18 protein-coding genes are annotated in these 26,205 nt (G+C 63.0%); 13 read left to right on the plus strand and 5 right to left on the minus strand.

Annotated elements, in window-relative coordinates; genetic code table 11:
- Positions 1–116 precede the first annotated feature (116 nt).
- Positions 117–1,961, minus strand: a complete 1,845-nt coding sequence (locus ACU5AZ_RS09300) for an extracellular solute-binding protein (RefSeq protein WP_446825711.1) — start codon at positions 1,959–1,961, stop codon at positions 117–119.
- A 180-nt stretch (positions 1,962–2,141) separates the two neighbouring features.
- Between ACU5AZ_RS09300 and mepA the strand changes: the two genes are divergently transcribed.
- The 6 genes from mepA (at position 2,142) to ACU5AZ_RS09330 (ending at position 8,170) form a co-directional block, all read left to right on the plus strand.
- Positions 2,142–3,194: a penicillin-insensitive murein endopeptidase gene (gene mepA / locus ACU5AZ_RS09305; RefSeq protein WP_446825712.1), complete on the plus strand. Its 1,053-nt coding sequence runs from the start codon at positions 2,142–2,144 to the stop codon at positions 3,192–3,194.
- 125 nt (positions 3,195–3,319) lie between these two features.
- Positions 3,320–3,709, plus strand: a complete 390-nt coding sequence (locus ACU5AZ_RS09310) for a methylglyoxal synthase (RefSeq protein ID WP_446825713.1) — start codon at positions 3,320–3,322, stop codon at positions 3,707–3,709.
- Between the two features lie 15 nt (positions 3,710–3,724).
- Positions 3,725–4,750: a glucokinase gene (locus ACU5AZ_RS09315; RefSeq protein WP_446825967.1), complete on the plus strand. Its 1,026-nt coding sequence runs from the start codon at positions 3,725–3,727 to the stop codon at positions 4,748–4,750.
- Between the two features lie 177 nt (positions 4,751–4,927).
- Entirely contained in the window at positions 4,928–6,655 is a 1,728-nt protein-coding gene (locus ACU5AZ_RS09320; RefSeq protein WP_446825968.1) for an ABC transporter ATP-binding protein, read from the plus strand.
- A 26-nt stretch (positions 6,656–6,681) separates the two neighbouring features.
- Positions 6,682–7,512, plus strand: coding sequence for a 4-hydroxy-tetrahydrodipicolinate reductase (dapB, locus tag ACU5AZ_RS09325; protein WP_446825714.1), 831 nt, complete (start codon positions 6,682–6,684; stop codon positions 7,510–7,512).
- 22 nt (positions 7,513–7,534) lie between these two features.
- Positions 7,535–8,170 (plus strand): 2,3-bisphosphoglycerate-dependent phosphoglycerate mutase, encoded by a 636-nt coding sequence (locus ACU5AZ_RS09330; RefSeq protein ID WP_446825715.1) that lies wholly within the window; start codon positions 7,535–7,537, stop codon positions 8,168–8,170.
- 127 nt (positions 8,171–8,297) lie between these two features.
- Here the strand turns inward: ACU5AZ_RS09330 and ACU5AZ_RS09335 are convergent, their stop codons facing one another.
- Positions 8,298–9,263, minus strand: coding sequence for a GlxA family transcriptional regulator (locus ACU5AZ_RS09335; protein ID WP_446825969.1), 966 nt, complete (start codon positions 9,261–9,263; stop codon positions 8,298–8,300).
- 73 nt (positions 9,264–9,336) lie between these two features.
- On the opposite strand from ACU5AZ_RS09335, the gene ACU5AZ_RS09340 reads away from it, so the two are divergent.
- Positions 9,337–10,005 (plus strand): DJ-1/PfpI family protein, encoded by a 669-nt coding sequence (locus ACU5AZ_RS09340; RefSeq protein WP_446825716.1) that lies wholly within the window; start codon positions 9,337–9,339, stop codon positions 10,003–10,005.
- Between the two features lie 114 nt (positions 10,006–10,119).
- Entirely contained in the window at positions 10,120–10,767 is a 648-nt protein-coding gene (locus ACU5AZ_RS09345; protein WP_446825717.1) for a LysE family translocator, read from the plus strand.
- Between the two features lie 75 nt (positions 10,768–10,842).
- On the opposite strand, the gene ACU5AZ_RS09350 is transcribed toward ACU5AZ_RS09345, so the two are convergent.
- Positions 10,843–11,931: a citrate synthase/methylcitrate synthase gene (locus tag ACU5AZ_RS09350; RefSeq protein ID WP_446825718.1), complete on the minus strand. Its 1,089-nt coding sequence runs from the start codon at positions 11,929–11,931 to the stop codon at positions 10,843–10,845.
- Positions 11,932–12,008: 77 nt separating this feature from the next.
- On the opposite strand from ACU5AZ_RS09350, the gene ACU5AZ_RS09355 reads away from it, so the two are divergent.
- A complete protein-coding gene (locus tag ACU5AZ_RS09355) occupies positions 12,009–13,229 on the plus strand; it encodes a citrate/2-methylcitrate synthase (protein WP_446825719.1) in 1,221 nt (406 codons plus the stop codon).
- A gap of 14 nt (positions 13,230–13,243) precedes the next feature.
- Here ACU5AZ_RS09355 and polA read toward each other — a convergent pair whose 3' ends face one another.
- Positions 13,244–16,201, minus strand: coding sequence for a DNA polymerase I (gene polA, locus ACU5AZ_RS09360; protein ID WP_446825720.1), 2,958 nt, complete (start codon positions 16,199–16,201; stop codon positions 13,244–13,246).
- Positions 16,202–16,821: 620 nt separating this feature from the next.
- Between polA and ACU5AZ_RS09365 the strand changes: the two genes are divergently transcribed.
- Entirely contained in the window at positions 16,822–17,238 is a 417-nt protein-coding gene (locus tag ACU5AZ_RS09365) for a MarR family winged helix-turn-helix transcriptional regulator (RefSeq protein WP_446825970.1), read from the plus strand.
- Positions 17,239–17,338: 100 nt separating this feature from the next.
- The gene (locus ACU5AZ_RS09370; protein WP_446825721.1) at positions 17,339–18,724 is read left to right on the plus strand and encodes a dipeptidase; all 1,386 of its coding nucleotides are present in this window, start codon (positions 17,339–17,341) and stop codon (positions 18,722–18,724) included.
- Positions 18,725–18,788: 64 nt separating this feature from the next.
- Here the strand turns inward: ACU5AZ_RS09370 and ACU5AZ_RS09375 are convergent, their stop codons facing one another.
- Complete coding sequence (locus ACU5AZ_RS09375) at positions 18,789–21,335, minus strand: methyl-accepting chemotaxis protein (RefSeq protein WP_446825722.1); 2,547 nt, start codon at positions 21,333–21,335, stop codon at positions 18,789–18,791.
- Positions 21,336–21,772: 437 nt separating this feature from the next.
- Here ACU5AZ_RS09375 and ACU5AZ_RS09380 point away from each other — a divergent pair, with 437 nt between their 5' ends.
- Together ACU5AZ_RS09380 and dnaK are read left to right on the plus strand one after the other, a co-directional pair.
- The gene (locus tag ACU5AZ_RS09380; protein WP_446825723.1) at positions 21,773–24,001 is read left to right on the plus strand and encodes a transglycosylase domain-containing protein; all 2,229 of its coding nucleotides are present in this window, start codon (positions 21,773–21,775) and stop codon (positions 23,999–24,001) included.
- A 274-nt stretch (positions 24,002–24,275) separates the two neighbouring features.
- Positions 24,276–26,186, plus strand: coding sequence for a molecular chaperone DnaK (dnaK, locus tag ACU5AZ_RS09385; RefSeq protein WP_446825724.1), 1,911 nt, complete (start codon positions 24,276–24,278; stop codon positions 26,184–26,186).
- Positions 26,187–26,205 lie beyond the last annotated feature (19 nt).

The following is a 26,205-nucleotide window of genomic DNA, read 5'->3' on the forward strand; positions in this document are numbered from 1 at the left end:
TTGCCGCCGGCCGAATCCTGTCTGTTGCTGCCATTCTGTCCGTCATTCTCCTGATCATGCCACCTGCGCTACCGTGCCAAGCTTGCGCCGCACCGACCATGTTCCGGGCGTCCACGCTACTTCTTTTCCGCCGACTTCGCCCACCACAGGTCCGGAAAACCCATGGAATATTCCGGCAGGTTGTCCGGCCGCACGATATTGTTCCAATAGGCGATCGGCAGCGACCGGCGGGAGTAGCTCGGCACGATGTAGGCGCCGGACAGGAGAACGCGGTCGAGCGCATGGACCGAGGCAATCAGCGTATCGCGGTTCGGCGCGAAGATGACCTTCTTGATCAGGGCGTCGATGCCGGGATCCGCGATGCCTGCATAATTGTCGGATCCGGGACGTTCGGCCGACTGCGAGCCCCAATAGCCGGTCTGCTCGTTGCCCGGGTTCATGCTCTGGGACCAGCCCTGGTAGACCACGTCATAATCGAAGGCGCGCAGCCGGTTGGTGAACTGTGAGGCGTCCACGGAGCGCACGGTCGCCTTCACGCCAATCTTGGCGAGGTTGGCGGCATAAGGCAGCGCCACACGCTCGATGATCGGTCCGTCGAGAAGGATCTCAAAGGTGAAGGGTGCGCCGGTCTTGACGTTGACCATCTGCCGGTTGCGGATCTCGTAGCCGGCCTGCTTGAAGAGGTCGATGGCACGGCGAAGGTTCTGCCGCTCCTTGATCTCGTCGCCACCGACCGGATTGGTGTAAGGCGTCGTGAAGACCTCCGGCGGAACCATGTCCTTGATGCTGTCGAGGATGTCGAGTTCCTCACCCTTCGGCAGTTCGCTGGAGGCGAGCTCGGTGCCGAAGAAGTAGCTGTTGATCCGCTGATAGCTGTTATAGAAAATGGTCCGGTTCAGTTCCTCGAAATCAAAGGCATAGTTGAGCGCCTGGCGAACCCGCTTGTCCTTGAATTGCTCGCGGCGCATGTTGGGAATGAAGCCGACCATGACGCCGCGCTTGCGGTACTCGTTCTCAAGCTCCTCGCGCTTGATGCGCCCATCCTGTGCGGCCGGAAAATCATAGGCCGTCGCCCAGCGCTTGGCGGAGTTGTCCCACCACCAGTCGAGATTGTGGCCCTTGAAGGCCTGGAACTCGACGTCACGGTCGGCAAAGAACGAATATTTCACCGTCTTGAAGTTGTTCCGGCCGATGTTGACGTTCAGGTCCTTCGCCCAATAGTCGTCGCGCAATTCGTAGGTGATCGTCGAACCGGGCGAAAAGGCGGCGATCTTGTAGGGGCCGGACGCCATCGGCGGTTCGAGCGAGGTCTTCGAAATGTCGCGCGGCTTGCCGTCGGGGCCGTTCGCCTGCCACCAGGCCTTCGAAATGACCGGTAGCTGGCCGACGATCGACGGCAGTTCGCGGTTGCCCTTCTCGTCAAAACGAAATGTTACCTCGCGCTCGCCCGTCACCTCTGCGGCGGTGACATGGCCGTAGTATTGCGTGAATTTCGGACTGAGTTCCTTGAATTTGTCGAAGCTGAAGACGACGTCCGCCGGCGTCACCGGCGAGCCGTCGGCAAACTTTGCCTGCGGCCTCAGGCGGAACACCGCATAGGAAAAATCGTCCGGGTAGGACAGCGCCTCGGCAAGCAGCCCGTAACTCGACGACAGTTCGTCGCTGGCCGGCGTCAGCAGCGTGTCGTAGACCATGGAGATGCTGGCGGGAATCTCGCCCTTGTCGAGAACGAAGTTGAACGTGTCATAAGTGCCGATCTCGGACACGTCGATGCTGCCTCCCTTGGGCGCATCGGGATTTCCGTAGTCAAAACGCTTGAAGCCGTTCGGATATTTCAGATCGCCGATCGTCGCGATGCCATGCCGCCAAACCGGATCGGCGGCGCTGGCCGGAGCGGAGGACACACTCTGCAGAAAAAGGAGGGCAAGGGGAAAAACGAATGTCCGGAATGCCAATTTCATATAGCGACCTTCATGGGTTTCTTCGGCCATACCATAGGCGAAATACTGCGGAAATACAGGGGGCAATTCCACGCAGAGAGCGGGTGAAGACAAATGCGGATCACAATTTCAACAAACCCTCCATTCAGTGTAGGATCAACAGCAAATCACCAAAGTGAACCCTTGGCGGGAGGGGTATGAATGCAATCAAGGCTTTTTAAAGCCATCCGGAAGCCGGCCATGGTGCTGGCGACCGCAGCGCTCGCAGTATGCCAGTTCACAGCCGACAGTTCGGCCGACGACCGGCCGGCCAAGCAGGTTTTCAGCGCCATCGCGCTTCCCGAACAGGGTACGCCGCAATCGATCGGCTACTACGCCAATGGCTGCCTTGCCGGCGCCGTGGCGTTGCCGACGGACGGGCCCGGATGGCAGGTCATGCGACTGTCGCGCAATCGCCGCTGGGGCCACCCGGAACTCGTCTCGTGGATCGAACAGTATGCGGGCGACGTCGCCCGAAATGACGGCTGGCCCGGCATCCTGGTCGGCGACATGTCGCAGCCGCGCGGCGGGCCCATGGCATCCGGCCATGCCTCGCATCAGGTCGGCCTCGACGTCGATATCTGGCTGCAACCCATGCCGAACCACCGTATGAGCGCCGACGAGCGGGAAAAGCTTTCCGCGCAATCGCTCCTGAAGAAGAATGCGCGCCTGACGGTCGATCCGGCGAAATGGAACGACAGCTACGCGGACATGATCGTCCGCGCCGCCAACTATCCCGAGGTTCAGCGCGTCTTCGTCAATCCGTCGATCAAGAAGAAGCTCTGCGAGACATGGACCGGCAGCCGCGCCAATTTCGGCAAGCTCCGGCCCTATTACGGGCATGACGACCATATCCATGTCCGTCTCTTCTGCCGGCCCGGCTCGCCGGATTGCAAGAAGCAAGCGGCCGTGCCCGCCGACGACGGCTGCGGCAAGGAACTCGCCTGGTGGTACTCCGACGAACCCTGGGCGCCACCGAAAAAGCCGACCAAACCGACGAAGCCTGCGCCCAAGCCGCATGTGAAGACGCTCGCGGACCTGCCGAAGGCCTGCACCGCCGTCGTCAACGGTCCGTCGGTCGCTTCCGTCGAGGCCGCGACATACCGTAGCGGGTCTGCGGGCGCCTCGCCGGCCACGGCATTCGCACCCGTCGAACCGAACGCGGCCGGCGCCTTCGACGTCCCCGTGCCGCTGCCGCGTCCGCCCGGGCAGTGACGCCCCGCGCAACGGAAAATTGCCGGCCGACGAAACTCCGTCGGCCGCTCACGGCTTTTCAAATTTTCCGATGATGGTATAGAAGCGGCTCAAATCGATTTAAATCACATTGTCCGGGAGGCCGCATGCCCAGCGAAAAGTGCATTGCGCTCATCGCTCACGACCAGAAGAAGGACGACATGGCGGAGTTCGCCTATCAGAACTCACCGCTCCTGTCGGAATGGCGGCTGGTGGCAACCGGGACCACGGGCGGGAGGATTCTCGACGTCTGTCCGCATCTCGACATCACACGACTCAAGAGCGGTCCGCTCGGCGGCGACCAGCAGATCGGCGCACTGATCGCAACCGGCGACATTGACCGGCTGATCTTTTTCGTCGACCCTCTGACGCCGATGCCGCATGATGTCGACGTAAAGGCACTGATGCGGCTGGCGATCGTCTACGACATTCCGATGGCACTGAACCGGTCGTCGGCGCAAATTCTTCTGAACGACCTCGCCCGCAGCGGGAAATAAGACATGCAGGATCCAATGGCGGCGAACCAGCACCACGAACATTCGATGGCCTTTCCGGTCCTGATCGGCGATATCGGCGGCACCAATGCCCGGTTTTCGCTGCTGATCGATTCCTATGCCGAACCGAAAACCTTTCCGATCGTCCGCACGGCGGAATTCGAGACGATCGACGACGCCATCCAGCGTTGCATCCTCGATCACACCTCGGTCCAGCCCCGCTCTGCTCTTCTGGCGATCGCCGGGCCGATCCAGGGCGACGAATTGCCGCTGACCAATTGCCCCTGGGTGGTCAAGCCGCGCGACATGATCGCCAATCTCGGCTTCGAGGACGTCACGATCATCAATGATTTCGAGGCGCAGGCGCTGGCCGTCGCTTCGCTGCGGGATACGGACCGCGAGCAGATCGGCGGCAATGGCGAAGAGCGGATCGCAACCCGCGTGGTGCTTGGTCCCGGCACGGGCCTCGGCGTCGCCGGCGTGGTCTACTCGCAGCACCGCTGGATCCCGGTTCCGGGCGAAGGCGGGCATGTCGACCTCGGACCGCGCACAGATCGGGACTACCAGATCTTCCCGCATGTCGAAAAAATCGGCGGCCGCGTCTCGGGCGAACAGATCCTCTGCGGCCGCGGCATGGTCAATCTCTACAAGGCGATCTGCGCCGCCGACGGCGTCGAGCCAAAGCTCAGCGAGCCGGCAACGGTTTCCGAAAAGGGCCTCGACGGTTCCGACCCGCAGGCGAAGGAAACCCTCTCCCTGTTCGCAACCTATCTCGGCCGCGTCGCCGGCGACCTCGCCCTCACCTTCATGGCGAAGGGCGGCGTCTTCATTTCCGGCGGCATTCCGCAGAAAATCATGCCGGCCCTGAAGGCTGGCGGCTTCCGCGCCGCATTCGAGGACAAGGCGCCGCACAACAAGGCCATGGCCGGAATTGCGACCTATGTCGTCACCCATCCGCTGGCGGCGCTCGCCGGACTTGCCGCCTATGCGCGCGCACCCGGCGGCTTCAGCGTGGCGACCGAGGGCCGCCGCTGGCATCGCTAGGACGGCGTCCCCTGTGGCCTGTCGTCCTATAGCCAAAAGGCAAGCGGTTCTTTATACAGCCGCTTGATCCGGCGCCGGCGGCGCCGGCCATGTTTTCGACAAGACAGGTCACACCTTTTGAGTAAGAAGAAACAGGCCATCGACACGCAAGGCATCTGGGTCATCCTGAAAAGGGTGATGCGGGAAAATGCCAAGGACCATGTCAAGGGCTACGCATTTGCCATCGGCTGCCTCATCACCATCTCCGCCTCCACTGCGTTTACCGCCTGGATCATGAAGACCGTCGTGGACGAGGCCTTCGCCAAGCAGCGCGCCGACATCATCTGGGTGGTCTGCCTGTCGCTGTTCAGCGCCTTCGTTTTGCGCGGCTTCGCAACCTATGGCCAGGCTGTCGCCCTTTCGAAGATCAGCAACAACATCGTCGCCCGTTACCAGCGCCGGGTCTTCGCGCATCTGATGACGCTTTCGAGCAGCTTTTATGCCGAAGCCCGCTCCGCGCGCATCGCCGCCCAGTTGAACGGCAATATCGGCGGCATCGCCGGGATCCTCAACCTGACCGTGACCACGGCGGCGCGCGACCTCCTGAGCCTGATCGGCCTGATCGGCGTGATGATCGTCCAGGATCCGGTGCTGTCGTTCTTTGTCCTGATATTCGCCCCGATCCTGCTGTTCGGCATCCGCTACCTGTCGAAGCGCCTTAGAACCGCGTCACGGGAATCGACCCTCGTCGGCGCCCAGGTGTTCGGAGCCATGCAGGAAACGATCGCCGGCATCTCGATCGTCAAGGCCTTCACCATGGAGCCTCAACTCCAGAGCAAGATCGACAAGCTGATCGACTGGTCGGAGAACCGGGCCAACCGCATCGCCCGCCTCAGCGAGCGCACCGCGCCGCTGACCGACACGTTTGCCGGCGTGGCGATTGCCTCGGTGCTCGCCTATTCCGCCTATCGCTCAATCTACTTCCATGTGCTGCCCGGCGCCTTCTTCTCCTTCGTCACCGCACTCCTGATGGCCTATGATCCGGCGCGGCGCCTGGCGCGCGTGCAGCTCAGCTTCGAGCGGGCCGCGGTCAATGCCAGCATGCTCTATGAGGTGCTCGACATGGAGCCGCCGCAGCGTGACAAGGACGGCGCGAAGGCACTCGTGGTCGACAAGGCCACCGTCGAATTCCGCAACGTCTGCTTCAGCTACAGCGACGGCGGCCGCATGATCCTCGACAATGTCAGCTTCACCGCCGAGGGCGGCAAGACGACCGCGCTCGTCGGGCCGTCGGGCGCCGGCAAGTCGACGGTCATCAACCTCGTTCCGCGCTTCTTCGATCCGGTGTCGGGCGAGGTGCTGATCGACGGGCAGAACATCGCCGACATCACCAAGGTGTCGCTGCGCCACAGCCTCGCCTATGTCTCGCAGCAGCCGTATCTGTTCGAGGGCTCGATCCGCGACAACATCCGTTACGGCCGGCCCGACGCGACCGACGCGGAGGTCGAGGAGGCGGCGCGTCATGCCTATGCTCACGACTTCATCATGCAGCAGGAGAACGGCTACGACACGCCGCTCGGCGAAAACGGCGTCACGCTGTCGGGTGGCCAGCGGCAGCGCCTGTCGATTGCCCGCGCCATCGTCCGCAATGCGCCGATCCTGCTTCTCGACGAGGCGACTTCCGCTCTCGACACGGAATCGGAGGCCGCGGTACAGAAGGCGCTTGATGTCGCCATGAGCGGGCGTACCGTGATCGTCATCGCGCATCGACTGTCGACCATCGCCGACGCCGACAAGATCGTCGTGATGAACGACGGCCGGGTCATCGAGGAAGGCACGCACGATACGCTGGCGCGGCAGGACAACGGCCTTTATGCACGACTGAACAGCCTGCAGCTGGACGCGCTCGGCCTTCACGCCGACTGACAGGGACCAAGGGACGAGGAACAGGAATGAGCGGATCCGATATGAAGCTGGTGGTGGTCGGCGCGGCCGGGCGGATGGGGCAGACGCTGATCCGTCTCGTCCACACCACGCCGGGCGTCGTCCTGCACGCCGCCGTCGAGCGCGAGGGTTCGCCGTTCATCGGCAAGGACGCGGGCGAGCTCGCCGGCCTCGGCCCGATCGGCGTGACCGTCACCGACGATCCGCTGAAGGCCTTCCTCGAGGCGGAAGGTGTGCTCGACTTTACCTCGCCCGCCTCGAGCGTCACGTTTTCGGGGCTCGCGGCGCAGGCCCGCATCGTGCATGTGATCGGCACGACGGGATGCTCTACCGACGACGAGGCGAAATTCGAAGCCGCGGCGCGCCACGGCCGTATCATCCGCTCCGGCAATATGAGCCTCGGCGTCAATCTGCTCAGCGTCCTGACCGAACAGGCCGCGCGCGCGCTCGGCCCGGACGCCTGGGACATCGAAATCCTCGAAATGCACCACAAGCACAAGGTCGACGCGCCGTCCGGCACCGCCCTGCTGCTGGGCAATGCCGCCGCCAAGGGGCGCGGCATCGATCTCGCCTCGCATTCCGTGCGCGTGCGCGACGGCCACACCGGCGCACGCCAGGCCGGCACGATCGGCTTTGCCACGTTGCGCGGCGGCTCGGTGATCGGCGATCATTCGGTCGTCATTGCCGGTGAAGGCGAGGTCATCACGCTGTCCCACAGCGCCGGCGACCGCACGATTTTCGCCCGCGGCGCGCTTACCGCCGCCCTCTGGGCCCGCGGCGAGAAGCCCGGCCTCTATTCCATGCTCGACGTGCTCGGGCTGTCGAAATCCAATTCTTGACCATCAACTTGAGGACAAACGGATGAGCGGAACACTTGTGCTGGTGCGCCACGGCCAGAGCGAATGGAACCTGAAGAACCTGTTTACCGGCTGGAAGGACCCGGACCTGACCGAGCTCGGAGTTCAGGAAGCCAATGCCGGCGGCAAGGCGCTGGCCGACTACGGCATCAAGTTCGACATCGCCTTCACCTCGGCGCTGTCGCGCGCCCAGAGGACCTGCCAGATCGTCCTCGACAATGTCGGGCAGTCCGGTCTCGAGACGATCCGCGACGAAGCGCTCAACGAACGCGACTACGGCGATCTCGCCGGCCTCAACAAGGACGATGCACGCGAAAAATGGGGCGAGGAGCAGGTGCATATCTGGCGCCGCTCCTATGACGTTCCGCCGCCCGGCGGCGAAAGCCTGAAGGACACCGGCGCCCGCGTCTGGCCCTACTACATGATGGAGATCCTGCCGCGCGTCCTGCGTGGCGAGAAGGTGCTGGTCGCCGCCCACGGCAATTCGCTGCGCTCGCTGGTCATGGTGCTCGACCGCATGAGCCGCGAGGATATCCTCAAGCTCAACCTCGCGACCGGCGTGCCGATGGTCTACAAGCTCAACGCAGACTCGACGGTCGCCTCCAAGGACGTGCTCGGCGACATGTCCGGCGCCCACTGAACGGCAGACCGAAATGATGCAAAGGCCGGGCGATTGCCCGGCCTTTGCTGTTTGGACGCCAAAAAGATAGCGGAGTCGGATCGCCCTGTGGCCGGCCGCTTCGGTTCCATCGGCAGAGTCTGGTCGTCTACACGACAAAACGTTCGCGATAGGTTTGCGGGCTGGTCCCGAAGCGGCGCAGGAAAGCGCGCCTCATGGTCTCCTCCGATCCGAAACCACACCGCTTGGAGACGCGAGCAACCGACAGTCCCTCTTCCAGCAGTGTACGAGCAGTTTCGATCCTTATTTCCTCTATCGCGCGCGCCGGCGTCCGACCTGTTACCTGCCGATAATGCCGCGAAAAACTGCGCAGGCTCATATTGGCCCGTTCGGCAAGAGCCGGAAGCGGTAGCGGGCGGTTCAGGTTTTCCATGATCCATGTATGCAGTTGGTCGAAACGTCCGTCGGCTTCCTGTAATGCGAGGGTTGTGCTGAACTGCGCTTGCCCGCCCGGTCGCTTCAGAAAAACCACCAACTGCCTCCCGACAGCAAGGGCCGCCTTGCGCCCCAGGTCGCTTTCGACCAAGGCCAAAGCAAGGTCGATCCCGGCGGTCACGCCAGCGGATGTCCAAACATCTCCGTCACGGATGAAAATCGGGTCGGGGTCAAGATGCACCAGTGGAAACCGCTTCGTGAATTCAACGCAGCGCTGCCAATGCGTGACGGCACGCCTTCCATCGAGCAATCCCGCCGTCGCAAGAAGGAACGCACCGCTGCAAACCGACGCGGTGCGTCGAGCCGTTTTCGAGCGACCGCCAATCCACTCGACCAGGTCGCGGTTTTCGCAAGCTGCATTGATCCCCCAACCTCCGGCCACAATCAGCGTGTCCACGGGCATGTGCAGCGGCGACAGGGACGAGGTCGCCAAGACGAGGCCGGACGATGTCGTTATTTCGGAGCAATCGGAAACAACGGCTACCTCATAGGGTGTTTCGCTACCCGCGAGCGCCGCGAGATCGTTCGCCGTTGCAAAGACCTGCAATGGCCCGGCCACATCAAGAAGCTGGCTGTCCGGGAAAGCGAGAATTTCAATTCGGCGAACGCAGTTTGGCATGAAACGAGGTATGGTTGGCAGATACGCCAAGGATTATTGCGCTAGGGTTTGTGAAGTCAATCAGGAGATCGTCATGACCCTTCGATTTGGAATCCTCGCCTTCCCAGATGTCCAACAACTCGATCTTACGGGCCCCTATGAGGTCTTCGCGTCGGCAAATGGAACAGAGGTTCATCTGATCTGGAAGGACTTGCAGCCGATCCAGGCATCAACGCGATTGACATTCAAACCCACAACGACCTTTGCGGAATGTCCGCCACTCGACGTTCTCTGCGTTCCCGGCGGAAGCGGTGTCAACGGCCTGTTGCTTGATGAGATGGTGCTGGATTTCGTTCGCGAGCAGGCGAACAGCGCGCGCTATGTCACGTCCGTCTGCACCGGAGCGCTGGTGTTGGGGGCAGCGGGATTACTTAGAGGCAAACGCGCCACCACGCACTGGAATGCGCTGGATTTCCTTCCTCGTTTCGGTGCCACTGCGATTGATGACCGTATCGTGCAGGATGGCAATGTCATCACTGCCGGCGGAGTCACCTCAGGCATTGATTTCGGATTGACCGTAATTGGCGCGCTTTTGGGACAAACAGAAGCCGAGATTGTCCAACTTGCGCTGGAATATGCTCCTGCGCCACCGTTCTCTTCCGGCACTCCCAAACAAGCATCCCCGAATGTGCTGAACGAAGCGAGACAGCGTCTTTCAGCATCGCGCACTGCTCGGGAAAAGTTACTGTCCCGACTTGCTTGAAGGCCCCGGTTCTGGCGTTATGATTTCGTGGCGAACTGGCGCAAGCGGTAAAGACCGGGGTATTTTTGCAATGCTACCGTCCGCTTAAGAGCGTTTGAACAAGGGAGTTATGGAATGCTTCTCGATCCCGGCTTGACGGCCGCATACATCGTTTTGGCAGCAGCTTTGGCTTTCTCGCCAGGGCCTGACGTGATGTTTGTCGTGGCGAATGGAATGAGGCACAAGGCAAAGGGAGCGATCGCCTCCGCACTCGGCATAGGCGCAGGTTCACTATTCCATGCGATCCTGGCGGCAATTGGCGTCTCCGCGGTTATCGCCGCATCGCCCGTCGCTTTCCAGGTCATGAAAATCGCTGGGGCTCTTTACCTCGCATGGCTCGGTATTCAGGCGCTGAAATCGTTCATGAAGAACTCAGGGGCGGTTAAAATGGACCAGAAGGTCCAGGAAGTCTCAGCCTGGAAGGTCTTCCTGCGGGGATTGATGACGAATATCCTGAATCCGAAGGTCATCGTCTTCTACCTCGCTCTTCTGCCCCAATTCGTCAGCGTTGAATTGGGACATGTCGGCCTGCAGGTGTTCCTGCTCGGCTGCATTCATAACGTCATAGGCCTGTCTTTCCTGATCGTCGTCGGTCTGGCTGCCGGCAAAGCTTCCGGCTGGATTGCAAGAACGAGCGTCGGGCGTTGGCTGGATGGTATCGCCGGTCTGTTTTTCCTTGGATTGGCGACCCGGTTGGCCTTGACCGGCAGAGCGGACAGTTAAACTGTCAATTTCACTCGAAATTTCTCGCAGGCCGGGCCATCGCCCGGCCTTTTCATTTTGATGCTCGCTCGACGCCTATCGCGGCATCTCGCCGATGTAGACCGAGGCCGGGCGCAAGAGGCGGCCCTTGCGCTGCTGTTCCATGGCATGGCCGATCCAGCCGGCCGTGCGCGCGGCGGCGAAGACGGGGGTGAAGGCCTGGCGCGGGATCTGCAGCGCATCGAGCAGGATGGCTGTGTAGAACTCCACATTGGTGTCGAGCTTGCGGTCCGGCTTGTGGATCGCAAGCGCCTTGCGGGCATAGGCCTCCACCCTGGCCGCAAGGCCCAGGTCGCGGTCGGCCCTATCCAGCCTTTCTACAGCCGCCTTCAGGACGTCGGCGCGCGGATCACGGACCCTGTAGATGCGGTGGCCGAAGCCCATCAGCCGCTCGCCGCGCGAGAGCGCATCGTCGATCCAGCTTTCGATCCGGTCCACCGAGCCGATGTCGTCCAGCATGTTCAGCACCGGTTCCGGCGCCCCGCCGTGCAGCGGGCCGCTCAGCGCACAATAGGCGGCGGTGACCGCCATGAACAGGTCGGCTCCGGTGGAGGCGACCACTCGGCCGGCGAAGGTGGAGGCATTCATGCCGTGGTCGGAGACGGTGATGAGATAGGCGTTCAGCGCCGCCGTCTCGCTGTCGGTTGCCGCCTCGCCCCGAAGCATGCGCAGGAAGTCGGCGGCATGTCCGAGCCCGGGGTCAGGCCGGACGAGATCGAGCCCGTTGGCGCGCCGCACCAGACCGGCGGCGATCACCGGCATCGCCCCGAGAAGGGCGACTTCCGGACGTGTCGTGCCGTGTTGGTGGATGGCGGCAACGGCGGCGCGGAAACCGTCGACGATAGCCATCCCGTCCGTCATCGCGAAGATTGACGGCATGCGGGCATGGGCGTCGAGGCGCGCGCGGCCAAGGTCGCGCGCCAGGTCCGCCGCGTCATGCGGCGTCCCGCTCGCCAGCGACCAGAGCCTTGCCGTCACCGCTTCGAAGCTCTGGCTGAAGGCGAGATCGGCGACGCGCGCGCCGGCAATCACCAGTTCGCCTTTCTCGCCGTCGACATGCGACAAAAGCGTTTCCGCGGCGACGACACCGTCGAGCCCGACCACGGGCATGGATTGGATGGTCATGGATCATGCTCCTTTCATGTTTGACGAGAAGCATGTCGCTCTTTTCATATTGATCAATCTTGATTAGCATGATCAATATGAAAAACACGACCGATCCACTCTATCTCAGCGCCCGCGAAGCCGCCGCCGAACTCTCCGTCTCGCCGGCAACGCTCTACGCCTATGTCAGCCGCGGCCTTGTCCGCTCCGAGGCGACCGCCGAGTCGCGCGCCAAGCGCTACCGGGCCGATGATGTGCGCGCCCTGAAGAACCGGCGAGCCCCGGCCGGTGCTCCCAAGTCCAGCGATGCCGACAGGGTTGCGGTCCTCGACTCCGCCATCTCGACGCTGACCGCCCACGGCCCGCTCTATCGCGGCGTCCTGGCGGTGCGGCTTGCGGATCACGCGACGCTGGAAGAGACAGCAACGCTTTTATGGGATGTAGACGAGGCTGACCCGTTCTCGGCCGACAACATGCCGTCTGCGTCCGAAACGCTGGACGCCGTCCGCCAGTCGACCCTGCCGTTCTCGCCGCTTGCGCGGACAATGGCCATCATGTCGGTCGCCGGCGAGGAAGACCCGCGGGCGTTCAACCGCTCGATAACGGGCAGAACGCAGACCGGCGCGCGGGTGATGCGGCTCGCCGCGGCCGCCATTCTCGGCGCGAAACCGTCGAGCGCGCCGATCCATCGGCAGCTGGCAGAGGCCTGGGCACCGGGCAACCGGGTGGCGGAAGACCTGATACGCCGGGCGCTGGTGTTGCTCGCCGAACATGAGCTCAACGCGTCCGCCTATACCGTGCGCTGCGCGGTCTCTACCGGGCTCAATCTCTATGACGCCACCGTCGCGGGTCTTGCGGCGGTCAAGGGGCCGCGCCACGGCGGCGCCGGGCCGCTTGCCGCGCGACTGATCGATACGCTTGCCAATGGCGATCTCGCCAACGGCATTCGGGAGCGGGTGGCGCTCGGCGAACGCTTTGCGGGCTTCGGCCACGCCGTCTATCCCGGCGGCGACCCGCGGGCCGACCATCTGCTCGCAGCGCTCAAGAAGGCAGGCGCGGATCCGCGCTTTGCCGTCGATGCGCCGCGCCTGATCCGCGAGGCAACCGGGCTTCATCCGACGATCGATTATGCGATTGCGGCCATGACCCGCATGCTCGGCCTGCCGGTCGGACATGAACTGGCGATCTTCGCGCTCGCCCGCACCGCCGGCTGGATCGCCCATGCCATCGAGCAGCAGGACGCCGACGTGCTCATCCGCCCGCGGGCACGCTACACCGGCCCTGCTCCGGCGCGGATGCAGCCGACCGAAGCGATCTAGCGGTCAAGCGAATATCAGTGCGCCTCGTCCCAGTTGGTCGCGGCGCGGGCATCCACCTTCAGCGGCACCTTCATCGAAAGTGCCGGCATGGTGGCGTTTTCCATGGTGGACACGACCACGGGGATCGTCTTTTCGACCTCGGCGTCCTCGACTTCGAAGATCAGTTCGTCGTGGACCTGCAGCAGCATGCGGGCCGAAAGCTTCGCCTTCTCCAGCACCGGCTCCATCTGGATCATGGCGCGGCGGATGATATCGGCCGCAGAACCCTGGATCGGCGCATTGATGGCGGCGCGCTCGTTGAAGGCGCGCACCTGCGGGTTCGACGACTTGATTTCCGGATAATGGATCCGGCGGCCGAAGATGGTCTCGACATAGCCCTGCTCGCGGGCCGCCGCCTTGGTCGCCTCCATGTAGTCCTTGATGCCCGGAAAGCGCTCGAAATACTTCTTGATGTAGTCGCCCGCCTCGGAACGCTCGATGCCGAGCTGGTTGGCGAGACCGAAGGCCGAGATGCCGTAGATGATGCCGAAGTTGATCGCCTTGGCGCGGCGACGCACCTCCGACGGCATGCCCTCGACCGGCACGCCGAACATTTCCGATGCCGTCATCGCGTGAATGTCGATGCCGTCGGCGAAGGCCTGCTTCAATTGCGGGATTTCGGCGACATGGGCGAGCACACGCAGTTCGATCTGGCTGTAGTCGGCCGACAAGAGCTTGTGGCCGGGCGTCGAGACGAAGGCCGTGCGGATCTTGCGACCCTCGGCGGTGCGGACCGGGATGTTCTGCAGGTTCGGATCGGAGGACGACAGACGGCCGGTGGTCGTGGCCGCCAGCGAATAGGAGGTGTGGACGCGCTTCGTCTGCGGATGGATGAAGCCCGGCAGCGCGTCGGTGTAGGTCGACTTGAGCTTCGTCAGCTGGCGCCAGTCGACGATCTTGCGCGGCAGTTCATGGCCCGTCGCCGCGAGGTCTTCCAGAACCTGCGCCGAGGTCGACCATTGGCCGGTCTTCGTCTTCGAACCGCCGGGCAAGCCCATCTTGCCGAACAGGATGTCGCCCAGCTGCTTGGGCGAGCCGATGTTGAAGGTCTCGCCGGCGAGCTTGAAGATCTCGTCCTCCAGCGCGGCCGCCCCTTGCGCGAAATCGCCCGAAAGGCGCGAGAGGATCTGCCGGTCGACGGAAATGCCGCGCTCTTCCATGCGGGCAAGCACCGGCAACAGCGGCCGTTCCAGCCGCTCGTAGACGCGCGTCAGCCGGTCAGCCGCGAGGCGCGGCTTCAACACCATCCAGAGCCGCAGCGTGACGTCGGCGTCTTCGGCCGCGTAGGCCGTCGCCTTGTCGATCGCCACCATGTCGAAGGTGACGGAGGACTTTCCGGAGCCGGCGACCTCCTTGTAGGGGATCGGCGTGTGGCCGAGCCAGCGCTCCGACAGCGCATCCATGCCATGCGAATTCGCCCCGGCATCGAGCACATAGGAGAGCAGCATCGTGTCATCGAAGCTCTTCGTCTCGATGCCGTAGCGCTTCATCAGCAGGTAGTCGTATTTGAGGTTCTGCGCGACCTTGAGGACGGTTTCGTCCTCGAGCAGATCCTTCAGCCGTGCCAGTGCATCCTTCATCGGGATCTGGTTTTCGACGAGGCCGCCGCCCAGAAGGTCGCCGGTGCCGCTCTGATGGGCGAGCGGCACATAGGCCGCGCGGATCGAAAGGCCGGACGGGCCCTTCTTGTTGTCGGCAAGCGCCAGCGAAAAGCCGACGAGATCGGCCTGCATCGCGTCGAGCGACGTCGTCTCGGTGTCGAAGGCGACGATGCCGGTTTCGCGCGCCGCCGCAATCCACTCATCGAGCGTCTTCAGGTCGCGGATCGTCACATAGGCGGACGGGTCGATCTTGGCGCCGGCAAAGGCCTCGGCCCGCGCCTTGGCGAGATCGGCAGGCGTCGGGTCGCCGCTGCCGGCGTCGGTGCTGGTGACGGACGCGCTGGCGGCAGCGGGCTTTGCGCCACCTTCGCCGACATCTGGTCCGTGCGCCTCGTCGGCGGTCTCGACTTCGATGCCGGCGGCGTCGACCGCGGAAGCGTCGGTGCCGGTCGCCTCGGCGACGCGGCGGGTGAGCGTGGTGAATTCCATCGCCTTGAGGAAAGCGATCAACTTCGGACCGTCCTGCGGCTCGAGGATCAGACCGTCGAGATCGACCTCCATCGGCGCATCGGTCCTGAGCGTCACCAGCTGGCGCGAGATGCGCACCAGCTCGGTGTTGGCGATGATGTTCTCGCGGCGCTTGACCTGTTTGATCTCTTCCGCGCGCGAAAGCAGCGTGTCGAGGTCGCCGAACTCTTCCAGTAGCTGGGCCGCCGTCTTCGGGCCGATGCCGGGAACGCCGGGAACGTTGTCGGTCGAATCGCCGGTCAACGACTGCAGGTCGATCATCTTTTCCGGCGGCACGCCCCATTTCTCGATCACTTCGGGAATGGAAATCTGCTTGTCCTTCATGCTGTCGTACATGTGGACATTGGCGGTGACGAGCTGCATCAGGTCCTTGTCGGACGAGACGATGGTGACGTCGGCACCGGTCTTTTCGGCATGCCGGGCATAGGTGGCGATAATGTCGTCGGCCTCGAAGCCTTCGGTCTCGATGCAGGGCAGGTTGAAGGCGCGGGTGGCTTCGCGGATCAGGCCGAACTGCGGCACCAGCTCTTCCGGCGGCGCCGAGCGATTGGCCTTGTATTCCGGATAGATTTCCTTGCGGAAGGTCTTCGAGGAATAGTCGAAGATGACCGCGAAATGGGTCGGCGTCACGCCCACCGAGGTGTCGCGCGCATCCGTCAGGAGCTTCCACAGCATGTTGCAGAAGCCGGAGACGGCGCCGACCGGAAGACCGTCGGATTTGCGGGTCAGCGGCGGCAGCGCGTGAAAGGCGCGGAAGATGAATCCGGAGCCGTCGACGAGGAAAAGATGATCACCTGTTTTCATGGGGAGCATGGATAGCGCGCGTCGAACCAAAGGTCCATCGGGGTTTTGGCGACACGCGACCGCAAAAATGGATAGCAGACATTGAAATGCCATATTTGCAGGACGATATAATTACTAAGCGGCCCTTACCAAAGCCGCTTGACCGGAGATGATTCCCCCTCATCCCGGCCCCTGCGGACAGTCGATCAGGCCCCCTCTGATGATCCTGTGACCGCATTTATAAAACCGCCACGGCCCGTCCCCCGCCGTGGCGGTTTTCTTTTGCCCGAAGACGGGGGCAAAGCGGTGAAACGCCTCACCGAAAGCTCACCATTTCGTTACCAATTTGTAATGATCCCGCGGCCTTGTTTCCCTTGAAAAGACACATTCGGAAGTACATTTCTTAGTCATCGGCGCAACGAAAACGCCGCAGTCTGATGCAAGGCCTGTCCCCCGCCTTATCAGACTTCGGACAAAGGCCTTACCCCCCTCTCCGGGCCTTTGTCCCCCTATCGCAGGCCGCCATGGTTTCCCCTCCGACCATGGCGGCCTTTTTCGTTTTCCGCCCGCCTCCGGGTGCATCTCCCCACCTTGCCCAAGCACAGAAACAAGCCTATTCAGAAGGCATGCCAAGCGATCAACTGGATTCGGCCGCCTATCTCGCAGGCCAGCTCGCCAAGGGATTTTCCAGGTCCCTGCAGCTGCGCGCCGCCGCACTCGGGTTTTCACCGGGCCACCTGCCGATCCTAATCGAATTGTGGGCCGAAGACGGGCTGACCCAGCGCCAGCTTCTCGAACGCATCGACATCGAGCAGCCGACCATGGCCAACACGTTGTCGCGCATGGAGAAGGCGGCACTCATCGAGCGGCGCGCCCATCCGACCGACCGCCGAGCCCAGCTCATTTTCCTCACCGACAAGGCGAAGGCCATGGAGGCCGATGCGCGGCGGGCGGCGGAAGAAGCCGAGGAGGCGCTGTTTGCCGGCTTTCGCCAGTTCGAAAAAGAGCTGATGCTGGAATATATGCGCCGGGCGCTGGGCAATGCCCGCACTCTCTGACCCGGCCTACAGCTGCGGCAAATTCCATCTCGAAAGCCGCTCGCCTTTGTCCTAAGTTGCCCCCCGACTCCCTACCTTTGCCCACCACAAGGATTTGCACATGACCGAACTATCGTCCGTTCTCGATTGCGCCGACAAGAATTTTCCCTCCAGCCTGGAAACGCTGTTCGAGCTTTGCCGGATCAAGTCGATCTCGACCGATCCGGCCTACAAGGCCGAATGCCGTTCGGCTGCCGAGTGGCTGGCGAAATACCTGACCGGCATCGGCTTCGAGGCATCGGTGCGCGACACACCCGGCCACCCGATGGTCGTTGGCCATCATGCCGGCGCCAGCGCCGATGCGCCGCATGTCCTCTTCTACGGCCATTACGACGTGCAGCCGGTCGATCCGATCGAACTCTGGGACAATGATCCCTTCGACCCGGCGGTGCGCGAGGTGGAAGGACACAAGGCCATCACCGGCCGCGGCACGTCCGACGACAAGGGCCAGCTGATGACCTTCGTCGAAGCCTGCCGGGCCTACAAGGAAATCCACGGCGCGCTGCCGGTGAAGGTGACTATCCTGTTCGAGGGCGAGGAGGAATCCGGTTCGCCGTCGCTGAAGCCCTTCCTCGACGCCAATGCCGAGGAACTGAAGGCCGATTTCGCGCTCGTCTGCGATACCGGCATGTGGGACCGCGATACGCCGGCGATCTGCGCCGGGCTGCGCGGCCTCGTCGGCGAGGAAATCACCATCACCGCCGCCGACCGCGACCTGCATTCCGGCATGTTCGGCGGTGCGGCCGCCAACCCGCTCCATATCATGTCCAGCATTCTCGCCGGCCTGCACGACGAGACGGGCCGCGTGACGCTCGACGGCTTCTACGAAGGCGTCGAGGAGACGCCCACCCAGATCAAGGCGATGTGGGACAAGCTCGGCCAGACGGACGAGGCCTTCCTCGGCCAGGTCGGCCTGTCGGTTCCCGCCGGCGAAAAGGGTCGCTCGGCGCTGGAACTGACCTGGGCGCGGCCGACGGCGGAAGTCAACGGCATGTGGGGCGGCTATACCGGCGACGGCTTCAAGACCGTGATTGCCGCCAAGGCCTCCGCCAAGGTGTCGTTCCGCCTGGTCGGCAAGCAGGATCCGAAGGCTATCCGCGAGAGCTTCCGCGCCTATGTGCGCTCCAAGCTGCCGGCCGACTGCAAGGTCGACTTCCATCCGCATGGCGGTTCGCCGGCGATCCAGCTGTCCTACGATTCACCGCTGCTGAACCGGGCGAAATCGGCGCTCTCCGACGAATGGCCGAAGCCCGCCGTCGTCATCGGCATGGGCGGCTCTATCCCGATCGTCGGCGACTTCCAGAAGATGCTCGGCATGGATTCGCTGCTGGTCGGCTTCGGGCTGAACGACGACCGCATCCATTCGCCGAACGAGAAATACGACCTCAATTCCTTCCACCGGGGCATCCGCTCCTGGGTGCGCATCCTCGACGCACTGGTCAAGTGACACGCAAAAGGCCCGCCGGTAAAACGGCGGGCCTTTTCGATTTCAGGATTGGCGACGGGCCAGATCAGGCGGCGGCGTAACGTTCGTCCGAATACGCCGCGCCAACACCGTCGTCGGCGAGACGGAAGCGCGACACGAGCTCGTTGAGCTCCACGGCTTCCAGCGCCAGCGCATGGCTCGCGGTGTTCGTCTCCTGCACCATCGCCGCGTTCTGCTGGGTCATCTGGTCCATCGAGTTGACGGCGGAATTGACCTCCTGCAGGCCGGTCGCCTGTTCCTGGCTGGCCTTGGCCATGGTCGAGATGTTGATACCGATTTCACCGATCCGGGCGTTGATGCGGGAGATCACCTCGCCGGTCTCGCCGACCAGCTTGACGCCGTCCCTCACCTCCTCGTCAGAGCGGCGGATCAGCTCCTTGATCTCCTTGGCGGAGCTGGCCGAACGCTGGGCAAGTTCGCGAACCTCGTGGGCGACGACCGCGAAGCCCTTGCCGGCTTCGCCTGCCCGCGCGGCCTCGACGCCCGCGTTCAGCGCCAGAAGATTGGTCTGGAAGGCGATGTCGTCGATGACGCTGATGATCTGGCCGATCTGCTGCGAGGCCTGTTCGATGCGGCCCATGGCCCTGACGGCTTCCGAGACCACCTGGCCGGACTTCGACGCCTCGCTCAGAATGTCGCGGGTGACGCGATCGGTTTCGGCCGCACGTTCGGACGTCATCTTGACGGTACCGGTCATCTGATCGACGGCGGCGGCCGTTTCCTCCAGCGACGAGGCCTGCTGTTCCGTGCGACGCGCCAGGTCGTTGGCGCTGCCGTTCAGCTGGCCGCTCTTCGCCTGGATGGAAAGGGCGTTGTCACGGATGCTGGCGAGCGTATCGCGCATATGGGCGACGGACTCGTTGAAGTTGATGCGCAGTTCATCGAGCTCGCCGGCAAACGGCGTGTCGATGGTGCAAACGAGGTCGCCATGGGCGAGCGCCCTGAGACTGGAGGCGAGCGCGTCGATGGTCACGCGCAGCTCCTGGGCCGAGCGTTCCCTCTCGCGGTCGGCGGACTGGCGTTCGGCCTCGGCCCGCAGCCGGTTCTGCTCGGCTTCCCGCTCCGCCTTGATCTTGTCTTCGGCATTGGTCTTGAAGATGCCGAGCGCCCGGGCCATCTCGCCGATTTCGTCACCGCGCTCCAGGCCGGCGACCGCGGTCTGCAGCTTGCCGGAGGCGACGTCCCGCATGGCATTGGTCAGGCGGAGGATCGGCCCCTTGAGGGCGGCGACGAGCAGGAGCGTCGCAACGATGGCGAAGGCCACAGCCGAGAAGGCGGCAACGACGGTGATCGTGCGGGCCTGCTCCTGGACCTGCGTTGCCTCGCTGCGCTGGCTGCCGGCGAAGGCGACGATGTTCTTCCAGGCTTCGTCGATGTCGAGCGAGGCCTGCTTGAAGGATGTCGTGCGGGTGTTGGCGACCTCGACGAGCTTGGCTGCCTGGGCGTTGATCGCATCGATCGGCGCGACCGCCTTCTGGGCCGTATCGAAGACCGACTGCAGGTCGCCCATGATCATCGGGAAGGCCTGGATGACGGATTTGAGCTTCTGCGAGCCGTTCACCAGGTTTTTCAGGCTCTCGGCATCCGCGCGGCCGAGGAAGTCGGCGGCAAGGATCTGCGTGTTGTTGACCTGGATGAGCACGTTCGTCGTATAGGCGACGATCGCCTGCGAATCCGACAGTTGCTCGTCCAGTTCGCCGAACCGCTTGATGGCATCACGGGCCGCCGTGGCGCCGAGCGCGCGCAGCTTGATGCCCATCGGACGCAGCGCCGTAGCGTGCTTCTGGATGGTGATCAGCGATGCATCGACATTCATGTTCTTCTCGGCGGTGTCGAGGATACCCTGAAGGTTTTCGCGGATCGTATCGGCGACGACGGCGCTCGCCTTGGGCACAGCGCGGCCGATATCTTTCGCCAGAGCGCGGATGTCGGAATAGTTCTGCTTGACGATATCGAAGGCCTCCTGCGGCGTTCCGGCCGCGGAGAGGTCGCCGGAGAGGCGGGTGACGAAGGTGGCGCCCTGGCTCAGGACCTCGGAACCGCGCAACATATCCTTCGCCTCGTTGTCAGCCTTGCGGGCCTCCTTGCTGACCTTCGAGGATGTGGCGAAGAGCTCGTCCTTGACGGCGGCGAGTTCGGCCAGATGCTTGTCCATCTCGCCGCGGGTCGCCAGTTCGCTCTTGTTCAGCTCCCACAGGTCGTTGACACGGGCAATCAGGTTGCGGGCGATATCCTCGCCCTTCTGCAATTCGACGACATGGGCGTCGTCCTGCACGTGGTCGAGAATGGTCTGCATCGCGGTTACCTGCTCCTGCAGGTGCTCAACGACTGCGGCGCGGCGCTCTTCGGTGGCCGAGCCGAGGAATTCGTTCATCTCGGCATAGGCCTTTTTGAAGCCGCCGAGCGAATCGATGCTCGCCGCGGTGCCGTCCAGCCGCTGGCCGAGCATGGAGCCGGTGACCAGACTGATAAAGGCCAGGCCGGCAATACCGGCAACAATCGGGATGATGAAAACAACGACCTTGGTCTGAATTGAGAGCCGGGAGAAAGCCCGGTCAAAAAAGCTGAACATTTCGAAATGCCTCTACTTGCGCGGTATTCGGGGCCTGCAGATCAAAATTTGGTCGACATCTGACACCCCCGGCGGAGGAGGCGTCTATCTGCAGTTGATAATCGGGCGAGTCTGATTAAAATTGGTTTAAATAAGGCAACCCGGTTTGGATTTGCCTTTTCGTGCGCTGTCCGAAACTGCTGGTTTCCATATCTGCTTCGGTTTTTGCGCATGTCCGCCCGATAAATTTCGGGTTGGCGACCGGCATCAATGAATTGCGAACCGGGGAAACTAGTTAACTTCCCCTTAAATCGCCGCATTTAGAGTTCAGGGCGACCATATTACCAATGGAGTTTTCATCCGGGCATCCAGAGTCGCCCGATCATCATGTTTCATGAAGTGTTCCGGCGTGTCCGCGAAACTTGAATTCTCCCCCAAGCAAGGCTAACCCGTCGGCAATGGCTGGAAACAAGAAATACCGCGACCGGATTGAACCTACCTTCGATAGCCAGGGCTCCCGTGAAAAGCCGAATTCGGGCCGTCGCCCGTCCAAGGGCAAGAAGAAGACCAAGGCCCGTCGCGGCGGATTGATCGGTCTTTTCCGGTTCGTCGCCTACTGGTGCATCGTGCTCGGCATCTGGGGCACCGTCGCGGTCGCGGGCGTGGTGGTCTACTACGGCTCGAAGATGCCGGCCGCCAGCAGCTGGGCCATTCCGGATCGCCCGCCGAACGTCAAGATCATGGCGGTCGACGGCACCGTGCTCGCCAATCGCGGGCCGACCGGCGGCGAAGCGCTGACGCTGGACGAAATGTCGCCTTACATTCCGATGGCCGTCATCTCGATCGAGGACCGCCGCTTCTACTCGCATTTCGGCATCGACCCGATCGGCCTTGCCCGCGCGATGGTCACCAACGTCCTGACCGGCCACATGGTCCAGGGCGGGTCGACGCTGACACAGCAGCTTGCGAAGAACCTGTTCCTGTCGCCAGAGCGGACGCTGGAACGTAAAGTCCAGGAAGTCCTGCTTTCCCTGTGGCTGGAGCACAAGTTCAGCAAGGACCAGATCCTTGCGATGTATTTGAACCGCGTCTATTTCGGCGCCAATTCCTACGGCGTCGAAGCGGCGTCGCGGCGCTACTTCAACAAATCCGCGCGCGACGTGAACCTCGCAGAGGCGGCCATGCTTGCCGGCCTCCTGAAGGCGCCGTCGCGACTTTCGCCTTCCACCAACCCGGACGGCGCCAAGGCCCGCGCCCAGGTGGTGCTGGGCGCCATGAAGGACGCCGGCTACATCACCGACAGCGAAATCAAGACGGCCATGAACCAGGAACCGGCCCAGGCCAAGCATTTCTGGTCCGGCGCGTCGCATTACGCCGCCGACATGGTGATGGACGAGCTGAAGACGCTGGTCGGCGACGTCAACCAGGATCTGGTGGTCGACACCACCATCGACCCGACGCTGGAAAAGGCCGCCGGAGACGCCATCGCCACGGCGATCGACAAGAACGGCAAGAAGCTCGATGTCGAACAGGGCGCGCTGGTCTCGATCGACGGCACCGGTGCGATCCGGGCGCTGGTCGGCGGCAAGGACTATTCGGAAAGCCAGTACAACCGCGCCTGGAAGGCCAAGCGCCAGCCGGGCTCGGCCTTCAAGCCCTTCGTCTATGCGACGGCGCTCGAACAGGGCGACAGCCCGGATTCGATGCGCAACGACGCGCCGGTGAAAATCGGCAACTGGACGCCGGAAAACTACGAGAAGAAGTATGAGGGGCCGGTCACGCTTTCATACGCATTGGCGCATTCGATCAACACGGTCGCAGCCCAGCTGGCGCAGGAAGTCGGCCCGAACAACATCATCAAGCTCGCCCACCGGATGGGGATTGAATCCGAGCTGGAACCGAACGCCTCGATCGCGCTCGGCACGTCCGAAGTTTCGCTGGTCGAGCTGACCGGCGCCTATGCCGCCTTCATGAACGGCGGCTACAAGGCGACGCCGCACATCATCCGGCGGGTGTCCACCACAGACGGCAAGGTGCTCTACGAGAACACCTACGACAAGCCGCCGCGCGTGCTGGAGCCGCAGACCGTCGTCAACATGAACACGATGATGATGGGCGTCGTGAACAAGGGCACCGGGACCGCCGCCAGGCTTTCCGGCTGGCAGGTCGCCGGCAAGACCGGCACCACCCAGTCCTACAGGGACGCCCTGTTCGTCGGCTTCACCAGCAACCTGACGACCGGCGTGTGGTTCGGCAACGACGACGGCCATTCGATGAAGCGGGTGACCGGCGGCGGATTGCCGGCGCGGACCTGGCAGGAATTCATGGCCGCGGCTCATCAGGGCCTGTCGCCCGCGCCCCTTTATGGCGAGGGACAGACGGTCGACCAGCAGCCCCGCCAGCAGCAACAGCAGCAGGCGCCCGGCGACCAGCAGATGGTCCGCGAGGACGACGGCATCGACACGCTTTACGGCCTGATTTCGCGGGTACTGACCGGCGACCAGCGCAAGACCGCCTATCCGCCGGCGCCCGTCGGCGGCGGTGGCAATGACAACCGGCAGCCGGTCGAGGAGATGCCGCAGCAGGTCAATGGCGGACCCGTGCCGCCGGCCGATGTCGGCACCTACGAGCCGCCGCCGCGCGCGCCGCGCAAGACCAGCCTTCTCGGTATCATCATGGGAGAATGACCGTGTCCAGCCGCAAGCCCCGGGACGGCCCGGCGCAAGGCTGGTCCGCTAATGCGAATTGACGTGGATGAGCGATACGGAATTCGCGGCGGGAATCTTTTGATTTTCGTCTTTCGGCCCCCGCCTTCCGCCTTGCAGAGCGCAAAACTGCTACTTATATACGCCGCATAACCGCAGCCTGGATGCTGCGCAATCCCAAAGACCATCCAGTCGAGGGGCTGTCAGCGGAACGCCTGAGCCGGGTTCCGACGGCCTGCTTAAAGGAGAGAATGACATGGCAAAAGTAATTGGTATCGACCTTGGAACCACCAACTCCTGCGTCTCCATCATGGACGGCAAGGACGCGAAGGTGATCGAAAATGCCGAAGGCGCGCGCACGACGCCGTCCATGGTAGCCTTCACGGAAGACGGCGAACGTCTCGTCGGCCAGCCGGCCAAGCGCCAGGCTGTGACCAACCCGACGAACACCCTGTTCGCGGTCAAGCGCCTGATCGGCCGCCGCTATGAAGACCCGACCGTCGAAAAGGACAAGGGCCTCGTTCCCTACCACATCGTCAAGGGCGACAATGGCGACGCCTGGGTTGAAGCCACCGGCAAGAACTATTCTCCCTCGCAGATCTCGGCGATGATCCTTCAGAAGATGAAGGAAACCGCGGAAGCCTATCTCGGCGAGAAGGTTGAAAAGGCCGTCATCACCGTTCCGGCCTACTTCAACGACGCCCAGCGTCAGGCCACCAAGGACGCCGGCAAGATCGCCGGTCTGGAAGTCCTGCGCATCATCAACGAGCCGACCGCTGCCGCGCTCGCCTACGGTCTCGACAAGAAGGACGGCAAGACGATCGCCGTCTACGACCTTGGCGGCGGTACCTTCGATATCTCCGTGCTGGAAATCGGCGACGGCGTCTTCGAAGTGAAGTCGACCAACGGCGACACCTTCCTCGGCGGTGAAGACTTCGACATGCGTCTCGTCGAATATCTGGCAGCCGAGTTCAAGAAGGACAACGGCATCGACCTGAAGGGCGACAAGCTGGCCCTGCAGCGTCTGAAGGAAGCCGCTGAAAAGGCGAAGATCGAGCTGTCGTCCTCGCAGCAGACCGAAATCAACCTGCCGTTCATCACGGCGGATGCCTCCGGTCCGAAGCACCTGACGATGAAGCTGACCCGCGCCAAGTTCGAAAGCCTGGTCGACGACCTCGTGCAGCGCACCGTTGCGCCGTGCAAGGCCGCCCTCAAGGACGCCGGCGTGACCGCAGCCGATATCGATGAAGTGGTTCTCGTCGGCGGCATGAGCCGCATGCCGAAGGTCCAGGAAGTCGTCAAGCAGCTGTTCGGCAAGGAACCGCACAAAGGTGTGAACCCGGATGAAGTCGTCGCCATGGGCGCGGCCATCCAGGGCGGTGTCCTGCAGGGCGACGTCAAGGACGTTCTGCTGCTCGACGTGACCCCGCTGTCGCTCGGCATCGAAACGCTCGGTGGCGTGTTCACCCGCCTGATCGAACGCAACACGACGATCCCGACCAAGAAGTCGCAGACGTTCTCGACCGCCGAAGACAACCAGTCGGCCGTGACGATCCGCGTCTCGCAGGGCGAGCGTGAAATGGCAGCCGACAACAAGCTGCTCGGCCAGTTCGACCTCGTCGGCATTCCGCCGGCACCGCGCGGCGTGCCGCAGATCGAAGTGACCTTCGACATCGACGCCAACGGCATCGTCCAGGTTTCGGCCAAGGATAAGGGCACCGGCAAGGAACACCAGATCCGCATCCAGGCATCTGGCGGCCTTTCCGACGCCGAGATCGACAAGATGGTCAAGGACGCCGAAGCCAATGCCGAGGCCGACAAGAAGCGTCGCGACTCCGTCGAAGCCAAGAACCAGGCCGAAAGCCTCGTTCATTCGACCGAGAAGTCCCTCAAGGACTATGGCGACAAGGTTTCGGCCGACGACAAGAAGGCCATCGAGGACGCCATTGCCGCGCTGAAGACGGCCATCGAGGCTTCCGAGCCCGACGCCGAGGACATCAAGGCGAAGACCCAGACCCTCATGGAAGTTTCCATGAAGCTCGGTCAGGCGATCTATGAGTCCCAGCAGGCTGAAGGCGGCGCTTCCGAAGAGGGCGCAGCCGGCGGCAACGACGACGTCGTCGACGCCGACTATGAGGAAATCAAGGACGACAAGAAGTCGGCCTAATTCGATGACGGGCGTCGAC

The organism is Rhizobium sp. PAMB 3182 (assembly GCF_052908355.1).